This is a genomic window from Cellulomonas sp. PhB143 (assembly GCF_003752595.1).
Taxonomy (GTDB): domain Bacteria; phylum Actinomycetota; class Actinomycetes; order Actinomycetales; family Cellulomonadaceae; genus Paraoerskovia.
This window is the reverse complement of sequence record NZ_RKIJ01000009.1, coordinates 470362-482785: the sequence shown is the minus strand read 5'-3', so window position 1 is coordinate 482785 and position 12424 is coordinate 470362. Positions and strand designations below refer to the sequence as shown.

General features: G+C 73.4%; 13 protein-coding genes. 10 read left to right on the top strand and 3 right to left on the bottom strand.

Annotated elements, in window-relative coordinates; all coding sequences use genetic code 11:
- The first annotated feature begins 16 nt into the window (after positions 1 to 16).
- Together EDF32_RS03575 and mshA are read left to right on the top strand one after the other, a co-directional pair.
- Positions 17 to 1192: a beta-propeller fold lactonase family protein gene (locus EDF32_RS03575; protein ID WP_123307121.1), complete on the top strand. Its 1176-nt coding sequence runs from the start codon at positions 17 to 19 to the stop codon at positions 1190 to 1192.
- 56 nt (positions 1193 to 1248) lie between these two features.
- Positions 1249 to 2556, top strand: coding sequence for a D-inositol-3-phosphate glycosyltransferase (mshA, locus tag EDF32_RS03570; protein WP_123307120.1), 1308 nt, complete (start codon positions 1249 to 1251; stop codon positions 2554 to 2556).
- Positions 2557 to 2599: 43 nt separating this feature from the next.
- Here mshA and EDF32_RS03565 read toward each other — a convergent pair whose 3' ends face one another.
- Positions 2600 to 3037: a nitroreductase family deazaflavin-dependent oxidoreductase gene (locus EDF32_RS03565; RefSeq protein WP_123307119.1), complete on the bottom strand. Its 438-nt coding sequence runs from the start codon at positions 3035 to 3037 to the stop codon at positions 2600 to 2602.
- A 94-nt stretch (positions 3038 to 3131) separates the two neighbouring features.
- Between EDF32_RS03565 and EDF32_RS03560 the strand changes: the two genes are divergently transcribed.
- The gene (locus EDF32_RS03560; RefSeq protein ID WP_123307118.1) at positions 3132 to 3869 is read left to right on the top strand and encodes a phosphoglyceromutase; all 738 of its coding nucleotides are present in this window, start codon (positions 3132 to 3134) and stop codon (positions 3867 to 3869) included.
- 86 nt (positions 3870 to 3955) lie between these two features.
- Here EDF32_RS03560 and phoU read toward each other — a convergent pair whose 3' ends face one another.
- Positions 3956 to 4633 carry a phosphate signaling complex protein PhoU gene (gene phoU, locus EDF32_RS03555; RefSeq protein ID WP_123307117.1) on the bottom strand — a complete coding sequence of 226 codons (678 nt, stop codon included), beginning with the start codon at positions 4631 to 4633 and terminating at the stop codon, positions 3956 to 3958.
- Positions 4634 to 4926: 293 nt separating this feature from the next.
- Between phoU and EDF32_RS03550 the strand changes: the two genes are divergently transcribed.
- From EDF32_RS03550 to pstB, 6 genes are all read left to right on the top strand, one after another.
- A complete protein-coding gene (locus tag EDF32_RS03550) occupies positions 4927 to 6126 on the top strand; it encodes a cell wall metabolism sensor histidine kinase WalK (protein WP_123307260.1) in 1200 nt (399 codons plus the stop codon).
- Positions 6123 to 6821, top strand: a complete 699-nt coding sequence (locus tag EDF32_RS03545; protein ID WP_123307116.1) for a response regulator transcription factor — start codon at positions 6123 to 6125, stop codon at positions 6819 to 6821. Before EDF32_RS03550 ends, EDF32_RS03545 begins: the two co-directional genes overlap by 4 nt.
- Before the next feature lie 169 nt (positions 6822 to 6990).
- Positions 6991 to 8118: a phosphate ABC transporter substrate-binding protein PstS gene (locus EDF32_RS03540; protein ID WP_233565670.1), complete on the top strand. Its 1128-nt coding sequence runs from the start codon at positions 6991 to 6993 to the stop codon at positions 8116 to 8118.
- A 127-nt stretch (positions 8119 to 8245) separates the two neighbouring features.
- A complete protein-coding gene (pstC, locus tag EDF32_RS03535) occupies positions 8246 to 9247 on the top strand; it encodes a phosphate ABC transporter permease subunit PstC (protein ID WP_233565669.1) in 1002 nt (333 codons plus the stop codon).
- Position 9248: 1 nt separating this feature from the next.
- On the top strand, positions 9249 to 10226 hold the full coding sequence (pstA, locus tag EDF32_RS03530) for a phosphate ABC transporter permease PstA (RefSeq protein WP_123307113.1): 978 nt from the start codon (positions 9249 to 9251) through the stop codon (positions 10224 to 10226).
- Positions 10227 to 10311: 85 nt separating this feature from the next.
- Entirely contained in the window at positions 10312 to 11091 is a 780-nt protein-coding gene (gene pstB, locus EDF32_RS03525) for a phosphate ABC transporter ATP-binding protein PstB (RefSeq protein WP_123307112.1), read from the top strand.
- Positions 11092 to 11213: 122 nt separating this feature from the next.
- On the opposite strand, the gene EDF32_RS03520 is transcribed toward pstB, so the two are convergent.
- On the bottom strand, positions 11214 to 11714 hold the full coding sequence (locus tag EDF32_RS03520) for a hypothetical protein (protein WP_148061559.1): 501 nt from the start codon (positions 11712 to 11714) through the stop codon (positions 11214 to 11216).
- 215 nt (positions 11715 to 11929) lie between these two features.
- On the opposite strand from EDF32_RS03520, the gene EDF32_RS03515 reads away from it, so the two are divergent.
- A complete protein-coding gene (locus EDF32_RS03515) occupies positions 11930 to 12412 on the top strand; it encodes a CarD family transcriptional regulator (RefSeq protein ID WP_123307110.1) in 483 nt (160 codons plus the stop codon).
- Positions 12413 to 12424 lie beyond the last annotated feature (12 nt).

Genomic DNA, 12424 nt, shown 5'->3' with positions numbered 1-12424 from the left:
CCACTAGGCTCGGCGCATGACCCCAGCGCCGACCCCCTCGACCACCGCGCCGCCCTTCTCCGACCGGAGGAGGGTGGCGCTGTGGGTCGGCACCTACCCGGTCGACGGCCCCGACGTCGGCGTCGGGACGGGGGAGGGGGTCTGGCGCGTCGACGTCCACGCGCGGACGGGCGCGTTCGAGGAGCTGCGCCAGATCGCCGAGATCCCCTCGCCGTCGTTCCTCGCCCTGCACCCGAGCGGGCGCACCCTGTACAGCGTGACCGAGGCGTCGGACGGCGTCGTGGAGGCGTTCGGCCTGGACGCCGCCGCGGCGGACCTCGAGCCGCACCCCGACGCGTCCCTGACCACGCACGGCGCCTACCCGTGCCACGTCCTGGCGACCGACGACGCGGTGTGGGTCGCGAACTACGGCTCCGGCAGCGTGAGCCGGCTCCCCGTGGACGACGGCGGGGCGTTCGCGGGCGCGACCCGCACCGACCGGCACACCGGCTCGGGTCCGCGCGAGGACCGGCAGGAGGGCCCGCACGCGCACTTCGTGGGCCGGGTCGACGACGAGGTGTGGTCGGCCGACCTGGGGACGGACCGGCTCGTCCGGTACGCCCCCGACGGCACCGTGGTCGGTGAGGTCGCGCTGCCGGCGGGGTCCGGGCCGCGGCACTTCGTCACCGTGCCGGGCGCCGTGCTCGTGGTGTGCGAGCTCGACCCGTGCGTCCTGGTCGTCTCGCTCGGCGACGAGGCGGCCGCCGAGCCGGCGGTCGTCGCGCGCTACGACGTCGTCGACGGCGCTCCCGGTCCGGCCGGGGGCCAGGAGCTGCCGGTGCAGCCCTCCCACGTCGCGCTCAGCGCGGACGGTGCGCGCCTGTACGTCGCGGTGCGCGGCCCGGACGTCCTGGTGGCCTTCGAGGTCGTCCCCGCGCCCGGCGGCGGGCAGGACGCCGGGCCGCGCGACCAGGCGCCCACCCTGCGCCGCCTGGCGCAGACCCCCGTCGGCGGCGCGTGGCCGCGCCACTTCGCGGTCGTCGGCGCGCTCGGCGACGAGCTGGACGGTGCGGACCCGGCGGCCGACCTCGTCGTCGTCGCCAACCAGGTCTCGGGGACGCTCGCGAGCCTGCGCGTGGCGCGGGACTCGGGGCGGGCCGAGCTGCTCTCCACGGCCCGCGTCCCGAGCCCCGCCTGCGTCCTGCCGGCCTGACGGACCCGACCGCCGGCGGGTGCGGCGGGGCGCGGCACCGGGGAGATACTGGGGGCATGTCGACGCACGCGGACCAGGACGGGGCGGCACCCGAGCCCCGCGGCCCGCGGGTCGCGATGCTCTCGGTGCACACCTCGCCGCTCGAGCAGCCCGGCGCGGGCGACGCCGGCGGCATGAACGTCTACGTCGTCGAGCTCGCGAAGGCGCTCGCCGAGCGCGGCGCGTCGGTCGAGATCTTCACCCGCGCGACGTCGTCGGCCCAGCCGCGGGCGGTCGAGGCCTCGCCGGGCGTCACGGTCCGGCACGTGGTGGCCGGGCCGTTCGAGGGGCTCGACAAGCGCGACCTGCCCGGCCAGCTGTGCGCGTTCGCGGCGGGGGTGCTGCGCACGGAGGCCGGCCGCGCGCCGGGCTGGTACGACGTCGTGCACTCCCACTACTGGCTCTCCGGCGAGGTCGGGTGGCTGGTGGCCGACCGCTGGGACGTCCCCCTCGTGCACACCATGCACACGATGGCGCGCGTGAAGAACGCGTCGCTCGCCCCCGGCGACGAGGCCGAGCCGCAGGGGCGGGTCATCGGCGAGGAGCAGGTCGCGGCGGAGGCGGACGCGCTGGTGGCGTCCACCGGCGCGGAGGCGCAGGACCTGATCGAGCAGTACCACGCCGACCCGGCCCGGGTGCACGTGGTCACGCCGGGCGTCGACCTGGAGACGTTCACGCCGTCGCCGCCCGGGCCCGGCGGCACGCCCGCGGACCGCGCGGCGCTGCGCGCGGAGCTGGGCCTCGGCCCGCGCCCCCTCGTGCTCTTCGCGGGCCGCGTCCAGCCGCTCAAGGGTCCCGACGTGCTGGTCCGGGCGCTCGGCGTCATGCGCGCGGCGGGGGAGCCGCTGCCCACCCTCGTCGTGCTCGGCGGCTCGTCCGGCCGCTCCAGCGCGGTCCGCGAGCTGGAGGCGCTCGCGCACACCGAGGGCGTCGCCGAGCACGTCCAGGTGCGCCCGCCGGTGGCGCGCGAGGAGCTCGCCCGCTGGTTCCGGGCGGCCGACGTCGTCGCCGTCCCCTCCCACAACGAGTCCTTCGGGCTGGTCGCCGCGGAGGCGCAGGCCTGCGGGACGCCCGTGGTGGCGGCGGCGGTCGGCGGCCTGCGGACGGTCGTGACCGACGGCGTCTCGGGCGTCCTGGTCGCGGACCACGCCCCCGTGACGTGGGCGGCGGAGCTCGGGGCGCTGCTCGACGACGACGGGCGGCGGGCCGCGCTCGGGGCCGGCGCCCAGCGCGCGCGCGAGCGCTTCGGCTGGGACGCCGCCGCCGAGCAGGTCCTCAAGGTCTACGACGCCGCGCGCGTCGAGCGGGCGGCCCGCCGGTCCTGAGCGACCGCGGCACGGTTGCCGCGGCGGCGGGCCGACGGGTCCGTCAGGAGCTGCGCTCGGCGACGAGCACGGGGATGAGCCGGTCGGTCTTCGCCTGGTACTCGTCGTAGGCGGGCCACACGGCGGTGCCGCGCTCCCACCACGCGCTCCGCTCGTCGTCGTGCACCTCGCGGACCCGGTAGTCGTGGCGCTGCGCGCCGTCCTGGACCTCGACGTCCGGGTGGGCGAGGAGGTTGCGGTACCAGGTGGGGTGCTCGGGGGCGCCGCCCTTGGAGGCGAAGAGCGCGTAGGCGCCGTCGTGCTCCACGCGCATGAGCGGCGTCTTGCGGACCTTGCCCGACGAGGCGCCGAGCATCGTGACGACGACGATCGGGACGCCGCCCATCGTGTTCCCCTCGGCGCCGTCGGTGCGCTCGAACAGCTCGACCTGGTCGGCCGCCCGGCGGCTGGGGCTGGGGACGTACTCTCCGGTGACTGGCATGCGTCCATCCAACGTGCCCGGCGCGCCGCCCGCACGCGGGACCATCAGACGGGACACCCGCGCCCGGGCCGTCGCCCTGGGGCAAGATGGGAGCATGACATACACCCTCGTGCTCCTCCGCCACGGCGAGAGCGACTGGAACGCCAAGAACCTGTTCACCGGCTGGGTGGACGTCCCCCTGTCCGAGGCCGGCACCGAGGAGGCGCGGCGCGGCGGGACCCTCCTGACGGAGGCGGGCGTCCTGCCCGACGTCGTGCACACCTCGCTCCTGCGCCGCGCGATCATGACGTCGAACCTCGCGCTGGACGCCGCGGACCGGCACTGGATCCCCGTCAAGCGCAGCTGGCGCCTGAACGAGCGGCACTACGGCGCGCTGCAGGGCAAGAACAAGAAGGAGACGCTCGAGGAGTACGGCAACGAGCAGTTCATGCTCTGGCGCCGCTCGTACGACACGCCGCCGCCGGAGATCGAGCTGGGCTCCGAGTTCTCCCAGGACTCCGACCCGCGCTACTCCGACGCGCCCGTCGTGCGCACCGAGTGCCTCAAGGACGTCCTGACGCGCGCGCTGCCCTACTGGGAGGGCGAGATCGTCCCGGACCTGCGGGCGGGCAAGACCGTGCTGGTCGCCGCGCACGGCAACTCGCTGCGCGCGATCATCAAGCACCTCGACGGGATCTCGGACGAGGACATCGCGGGCCTCAACGTCCCGACGGGCATCCCGCTGCTGTACGAGCTGGACGAGGACCTGGTGCCGGTGACCCGGGGCGGGCAGTACCTCGACCCCGCGGCGGCGTCCGACGCGATCGCCGCGGTCGCGAACCAGGGCCGGTAGCCGCGGCGCCGGCGCGGCCGGCACGACGACGGGCGGCGTCCGAGGGGATCCTCGGGCGCCGCCCGTCGTCGTGCGGGGGGCCGTGCTCAGAGCGAGTTCTCGTGCGCGCCGCGCGAGTGGGCGGCCTCGTTGAACTCGCCGGTGACGAGGAAGGTCACGCGCTCGGCGATGGAGACGCTGTGGTCCCCGAAGCGCTCGTAGAACCGGCTGAGCAGCGTGACGTCCACGGTCTCCTGCGTGGACCCCGGCCAGGTCCCCCCGAGCATCGCGGCGAACGTCTCCTGGTGGAGGGCGTCGAGCACGTCGTCGTCCCGGGCGATCTGGTCGGCGTCCGCCAGGTCGCGGGTCTGCAGGAGCGCCTCGACGCGGCGCGCCGCGCGGGTCGCCGCCTCGTGCATCTGCGCGAACACCCCGGCGAGCGACGGCGTGGCGGGCTCGGGGTAGCGGCCACGGGCGATCTCCGCGACGTGCCGGGCGAGGTCGCCCATCCGCTCGAGCGTCGCGCTCATCCGCAGCGCGCTGACCACGACGCGCAGGTCCGTCGCCACCGGCGCCTGCTGGGCGAGCAGGAGCACGCACCGCGCGTCGAGCTCGCGCTCGATCTCGTCGATCGCCTGGTCGGCGACGATGACCTCCTGCGCGAGGCCGAGGTCGACCTCCAGGAGCGCCCGGCCCGCCTTGTCGACGGCCTGCACCACGAGCGTGCTCATCTCGAGGAGGTCGTCCCCGACCTGCTTGAGCTCGGCCTCGAAGATCTCGCGCATGGATACCCCTTCACGGGAGCCCTGCTCCCTGGTCTGCGGTCGCCCCGACCGCGGTCCGGCGGGGGCGGCGCCGGCCCGCGCGCCTGTGGGCGCGCCGCTGCCGGTCCCGGCCACTGTGCCACCGGGACGTGAGTCGGCGCGGTCGCCGCGATGAACGACGGGCCCCCGCGAGGTGAACGTTGGGTGACGGCGTCCCACGGTGCCCGGGGCGACGCCGCGCCGCCGCGCCGCGCCCGTACCCTGTGGGGGTGATCTGGGAGGCGGGCGGGCTCGACGGCGGCGTGGGCGCACTGATGGCCGGCGTGGTCGGGGTGGTCGTCGGCGTGGTCGCCACGGCGATGTTCCGGCTGGGCGAGCGCCACCGCCGCCCGGACCGGACGGACACGACCCCTGAGCTCGAGGACGGCCTCGTCCGGGTCCTCGCCGTGCTGCGCTCGGCCGCCGTGGTCCTGGACCCCGACGGCGACGTGCTGCGGGCCAGCCCGCCCGCCTACGCGCTCGGCGTGGTGCGCGACGACGCGATCGCGCACGTCGCGATCCGCGACCTGGTGGACGCGGTGCGGCGCGACGGCGTGATCCGCGACGAGGAGCTGGACCTGCCCCGCGGTCCCGTCGGGCGCGGGCAGGTGGTGCTGCAGGTGCGGGTCGCCCAGCTCTCCTCGCACCACATCCTGGTCCTCGCCGAGGACCGCACGGAGGCCCACCGGGTCGAGATGATCCGCCGTGACTTCGTCGTCAACGTCTCCCACGAGCTGAAGACCCCGGTGGGCGCCCTCGCGCTGCTCGCTGAGACGGTGCAGGACGCTGCCGACGACCCGGTCGCGGTGCGACGCTTCAGCGAGCGGATGCAGCAGGAGGCGACGCGCCTGTCGGCGCTCGTGCAGGAGATCATCGAGCTCTCCCGCCTCCAGGTCGCCGGGGCGCTGCAGCAGGTGGGCGTCGTCGACGTGCGCAGCGTCGTCGAGGAGGCCGTCGACCGCGCCCGCACCACCGCGCAGGGCAAGGGCATCACGCTGACCGCCGGCGGGCAGCTCGACGCCCACGTCTACGGGGACCACGGGCTGCTCGTCACCGCGCTGCGCAACCTGCTCGACAACGCGGTCTCCTACTCCAACCCCGGCACGCGCGTAGGCGTCGGGGTCACGGTCGCCCGCACCACCGGCCTCGTGGAGATCGCGGTCGTGGACCAGGGGATCGGCATCTCGCGCGCGGCGCAGGACCGGGTGTTCGAGCGCTTCTACCGCGTCGACCCGGCGCGCTCGCGCGACACCGGGGGCACGGGGCTCGGGCTGAGCATCGTCAAGCACGTGGCCGCCGACCACGGCGGCGACGTGACGGTGTGGTCGGAGCCCGGCAGAGGTTCGACGTTCACGCTGCGGATCCCCGCGGCGCAGGGGGGACCGGGGCAGGGCCCGGGGACCGGACCTGATCAGGACACCGACGGCGCGCCGGGACAGCCCGGCGCCGCGAGGGACGAGGAGATCGACGAGTGACGCGCATCCTGGTGGTCGAGGACGAGGAGTCCTACCGTGACCCGCTGACGTACCAGCTCACCCGCGAGGGGTACGACGTCGTCGCCGCGGCGGACGGCAACGAGGCGCTCGCGGCCTACGACGCGGGCGGTGCCGACATCGTCCTGCTCGACCTCATGCTGCCGGGCCTCAGCGGGACGGAGGTGTGCCGGGAGCTGCGGCGCCGCGGCGACGTGCCCGTCATCATGCTGACGGCCAAGGACTCGGAGATCGACAAGGTCGTGGGGCTCGAGCTCGGGGCGGACGACTACGTGACCAAGCCGTACTCGTTCCGTGAGCTCCTGGCTCGCGTGCGCGCGGTGCTGCGCCGGCGCGGCGCGGACCGGGCGGTCGAGGGGGAGGACGACGACGCGCTCGTCGTCGGCGACGTGGCGATGGACGTCGACCGGCACACCGTCGCGGTGCGCGGCGAGGCCGTCTCGTTCCCGCTCAAGGAGTTCGAGCTGCTCGAGCTCTTCCTGCGCAACCCCGGCCGCGTGCTGACCCGCGGCCAGCTCATCGACCGGGTCTGGGGCTCGGACTACGTGGGCGACACCAAGACGCTCGACGTCCACGTCAAGCGGGTGCGCGCGAAGATCGAGCCCGACCCGTCGGCCCCCGCCCTGCTCCTGACGGTGCGCGGCCTCGGCTACAAGCTCGCCGACGACGCGGGCTGACGCATGGTGCGGCAGCCCGGCCCGCCCCGCGCGCCGGGCCCCGTCCTGACCGCCAGCGTTCATCCCTCGTTCACCCGCGGAGCCCGAGCGCGTCATCCGCCCTCCTTAGCGTCAGCCACGTCGACGGCACCCGCCGTGACCACAGACGCTGAACAGGATGGATCGACACGTGAAGCTCAGCCGAATCTCCCGCGTGGGTACCGCGGTCGCCGTGGGCGCCCTCGCCCTGACGCTGACCGCATGCGGCTCCGACGACCCGGTCGGTGACACCGCGGGCTCCGACGGCTCCGCCTCCCCGGCCGCCGCCGAGAGCGACCTGAGCGGCGAGCTCAACGGCGCCGGCTCCTCCGCCCAGGGCGCCGCGATGGACGCCTGGCGCGCCGGCTTCCAGAGCGCCAACCCGGACGTCACCGTCAACTACGACCCGGTCGGGTCGGGCGGTGGCCGCACCAACTTCATCAAGGGCGGCACCGCGTTCGCCGGCTCCGACGCCGCGCTCGCCGACGACGAGCTCACCGACGCCGCGACGCGCTGCTCCGACAGCGACGTCATCGAGATCCCCGTCTACGTCAGCCCGATCGCGGTGGTCTTCAACCTCGACGGCGTGGACAACCTGAACCTCGACGCCGCGACCATCGGCAAGATCTTCGACGGCAAGATCACCAAGTGGAACGACAAGGCGATCGCGGACCAGAACACGGACGCGAAGCTCCCCGACCTGGCGATCACGCCGGTGCACCGCTCCGACGAGTCGGGCACGACCGAGAACTTCACCGAGTACCTCAAGGGTGCCGGGGCGGACGGCTGGCCGTACGACCCGTCGGGCGACTTCCCGATCGAGGGCGGCCAGTCCGCCAAGGGCACCTCCGGGATCATCCAGACCGTCGAGGGCGGCCAGGGGACCATCTCCTACGCCGACTCCTCGCAGGCCGGCGACCTCGGCACGGTCTCGATCAAGGTGGGCGACGAGTACGTGGCGCACAACCCCGAGGGCGCGTCGGCGATCGTCGACGCCTCGCCCCGCGTCGAGGGGCGCGGCGACGCGGACTTCGCCCTCGAGATCGACCGCACGTCGACGGACCCGAGCACCTACCCGCTGGTGCTCGCCTCCTACGACATCGCCTGCACCACGTACGAGGACCGGGCCACGGCCGACCTCGTCAAGGGCTTCCTCACGTACGTCGTGAGCGAGGAGGGCCAGCAGGCCGCCGCGTCCGCCGCGGGCTCCGCCCCGATCTCGGACGAGTTCCGGGCCGAGGCGCAGAAGGCGATCGACGCCATCAGCGCCAAGTCCTGATCGATGCCGCACCCGCCGGCGGGACGGTCGCTCACCCGCGACCGGCCCGCCGGCGTCCGCACGGGAACCGCCTCGGCGGGTCCGCAGAGAGGCTGAGAACCATGCACCACCGACCCTGGGAGACCGCGTGAGCGCCACGTCGCCCCCGACCGCCGCCGACCGACCGCAGCCGGCGCCCCGCCGGGGTGCGCGCCGGACGCCGCGCGACCACGGCGCGAACCGCGCGTTCCGCCTCGTCTCGACGGGCTCGGGCGTCCTGATCCTCGTGGTGCTGGCCGCCGTCGCGGTGTTCCTCGTGGTCCAGGCGTGGCCCGCGATCTCGACGCCGAGCGACGAGCTCGCGGACGCGGTCTCCTGGTTCCCCCAGGACACCTCGCTGCTGGAGTTCATCGGTCCCCTCGTCTTCGGCACCCTGCTCGCCTCCGCGCTCGCGCTCGTCATCGCGGTGCCGCTGGCGATCGGGATCGCGCTGTTCATCTCGCACTACGCGCCGCGGCGGCTCGCCCAGGCGCTCGGGTACGCCGTCGACCTGCTCGCCGCCATCCCCTCGGTGGTCTACGGACTCTGGGGCGCGATCGTGCTCGTCGGGTTCGTCCACCCGATCTGGGTGTGGCTCGCCGACGTCCTCGGCTGGTTCCCGCTGTTCGCCGGCCCGGCGTCCGACCCGTCCCGCGTGCTGCTGACCGCATCGGTCGTGCTCGCAGTGATGATCCTGCCGATCGTCACGGCCGTGTGCCGCGAGGTCTTCCTCCAGACGCCCAAGCTGCACGAGGAGGCGGCGCTCGCGCTCGGCGCGACGCGCTGGGAGATGGTGCGCACCGCCGTCCTGCCGTTCGCCCTGTCCGGGATCGTCTCGGGCGCGATGCTCGGCCTCGGCCGCGCGCTGGGCGAGACGATGGCCGTGCTGATGATCCTCTCGCCGGGCTTCGTGTACTCCTTCGCCGTCCTCCAGGCGGGCAAGCAGCAGACCATCGCCGCGAACATCGCCGCCCAGTACCCGGAGGCTCCGCCGCTGGGCGTGAACACGCTGATCGCGACCGGGCTGGCGCTGTTCGTCATCACCATGGTCGTCAACATGGCTGCCCGCGCGATCGTCGCGCGGCGCAAGGACTTCTCGGGGGCGAACTGACATGACCACGCTCACCTCGCCCTCCCCGGCCGGCGCTCCCGGCTCCTCGGACGAGCGGACCCTCGCGGTCGCCGCGAGCCTGCGCCAGGTCGACGCGCGCCGGTTCCGCACGGACCGCATCATGCAGGTGCTCGTCTACCTGGCGTTCGCCCTCGCGATGGTCCCGCTCGTGTCCGTCGCGTGGACCGTCGTGGACAAGGGGATCGACCGGTTCAGCCCGTACTTCCTGCAGCACTCGATGCGCGGGGTGTTCGGCGGCATGGACGCCGGCGGCATCTACCACGCGATCGTCGGCACGCTCGAGATCACGGCGGGCGCCGCCGTCATCTCGGTGCCGATCGGCATCCTCACCGCGATCTACCTCGTCGAGTACGGCACCGGGCACGTGGCCCGCGCCGTCACGTTCTTCGTCGACGTGATGACGGGCATCCCCTCGATCGTCGCCGGGCTCTTCGCGTACGCGCTCTTCGCGCTCTTCTTCGGCGCCGGTGCCCGGTTCGGCCTCATGGGCTCGGTCGCGCTGTCGGTCCTCATGATCCCCGTGGTGGTGCGCTCGACCGAGGAGATGCTCAAGCTCGTGCCGAACGAGCTGCGGGAGGCCTCCTACGCGCTGGGCGTGCCGAAGTGGCTCACCATCGTGAAGGTCGTGCTGCGCACCGCGGTGGCCGGGATCGTCACGGGCGTGATGCTCGCCGTCGCGCGGGTGGTGGGGGAGACCGCCCCGCTGCTGGTCACGGTGGGCGTCATCGACTCGATCAACTACAACCTGTTCGCCGGCCGGATGATGACGCTGCCGGTGTACGTCTACGACCAGTACTCCAAGGGCCTGGCGCCCTGCAGCAGCTCGGCGACGGACTGCATCACGACCATCAACTACGACCGGGCCTGGGCGGCCGCGCTGACGCTGATCCTCATCGTCATGCTGCTCAACCTGCTCGCCCGCCTCGTCTCGCGCTACTTCTCCCCGAGGATGCGCTGATGACGACGCGGCCGGCCGGCCGCCGGCCCGGTACGAGCACCACGGCGCGGCACGCTGCGCCTCCCGCGAGAACGAGGAGCTGACGATGTCACAACGCATCGACGTGAAGGACCTGAACATCTACTACGGCGACTTCCTGGCCGTCCAGGACGTCAGCATGGCGATCGAGCCGCAGTCGGTGACCGCGTTCATCGGCCCCTCCGGCTGTGGCAAGTCCACCTTCCTGCGCACGCTGAACCGCATGCACGAGGTCATCCCCGGCGCCCGCGTCGAGGGGACCGTGGCGATGGAGGGCGTGGACCTGTACGGGGACGACGTCGACCCGGTCGCCGTCCGTCGTCAGGTCGGGATGGTCTTCCAGCGGCCCAACCCGTTCCCGACGATGTCCATCGAGGAGAACGTCCTCGCGGGCGTGCGCCTCGTGAACAAGAGGATCTCGAAGGCGGACGCCGCGGAGCTCGTGGAGACGTCGCTGCGCGGCGCGAACCTCTGGGAGGAGGTCAAGGACCGGCTCGCCAAGCCGGGCTCGGGCCTGTCCGGCGGTCAGCAGCAGCGGCTGTGCATCGCGCGGGCGATCGCCGTCAAGCCGCAGGTGCTGCTCATGGACGAGCCGTGCTCCGCGCTCGACCCGATCTCGACGCTCGCGATCGAGGATCTGATCTCCGAGCTCAAGCGGGACTTCACGATCGTCATCGTCACGCACAACATGCAGCAGGCGGCGCGCGTGAGCGACCGCACCGCGTTCTTCAACATCGCGGGCACGGGCAAGCCGGGCCGCCTGATCGAGATGGACGAGACCGGCGTCATGTTCGCGTCGCCGACCGAGAAGGCCACGGAGGACTACATCTCCGGTCGCTTCGGGTGATCGTCTGACCCGTTCCGCCGAGAAGTCGAAAAAAGCCCCTCTTTCCGCGGAAAGAGGGGCATTTTTCGACTTCTCGGCGGAGGGTGGCGCGGCGCGCCCCCAGGGTCAGCCGGTGCTCAGGGTCAGCCGGCGCTCGGGCCGGTGCTCGGGACCGAGTCCGAGTAGGCGGGCAGCGTGCCGTCGAGGACCGGGACGGAGATGTCCTCGGTCGCCTCGCCGGCGGTGATCGTCAGGGGCAGGAGCCCGCCCGGCGCGACGTCGACGCTCGCGAAGGTCGCGTCCTCGCCGTCCTGCGTGCCGAGGTAGACCGTGTCGCCCGCGTCGACGGGGACCGTCACCGGCGACCCGCCCTCGGGGCTGACCTGGATCTGGACGGTCGAGCCGCCGTCGTTGGTGAACGCGCCGTGCAGGGAGCCTGCGTCGCCCTCCCCGGAGGACAGCACGAGGAGGTTGACGCCGCGCACGTCGCCCAGGTCGCGGGTGTCCAGGCCGTCCGAGGGTGCGTAGAAGGCGTCCGTCTCGTTCGGTGCGCAGCCGGCGAGCAGGGAGAGGGCGGCGGCGCCCACCACGAGTGTCGCGGTGCGACCCAGTCGCGCGGTCCGGCGGTCGGCGGGTCGTCTCACGCGGGTCACGGTGCTCTCCAATGTTGCTTGCTCGGGCTCGCGCGCGGCTCTCCGTGGCCGTGCGCGGTGGAGCGCGCGGCGCCCACGGCCACAGCCTAGTGCGTCCGGGGTGCGAGCGTGCCGCGGACCGCGGCGGCTCCGTCACCTGCACGAGGACCGGGAGGCCGACCCCCTGCATGGTAGAATTGAATGCCGCGAAAGGGGACACCAAGCCGATGACGTTCACAGTAGGCGAGACAGTTGTCTACCCTCACCACGGAGCAGCCTTGATCGAGGAGATCAAGACGCGCACCATCCGCGGGGAGGACAAGACCTACCTCAAGCTCAGGGTCGCACAGGGTGACCTGACCATCGAAGTCCCGGCGGAGAACGTCGATCTCGTCGGCGTTCGCGACGTCGTGGGCCAGGAGGGCCTCGACAAGGTGTTCGAGGTGCTCCGGGCGCCGTACACGGAAGAGCCGACGAACTGGTCGCGCCGCTACAAGGCGAACCTCGAGAAGCTCGCGTCGGGCGACGTCATCAAGGTGGCGGAGGTCGTGCGCGACCTCTCGCGCCGGGACGCCGACCGTGGGCTCTCGGCGGGCGAGAAGCGCATGCTCGCCAAGGCCCGCCAGATCCTCGTCTCCGAGCTCGCGCTGGCGGAGCACACCGAGGAGGAGAAGGCGGAGGCGATCCTCGACGAGGTCCTCGCCTCCTAGGCGGCCTCGCGG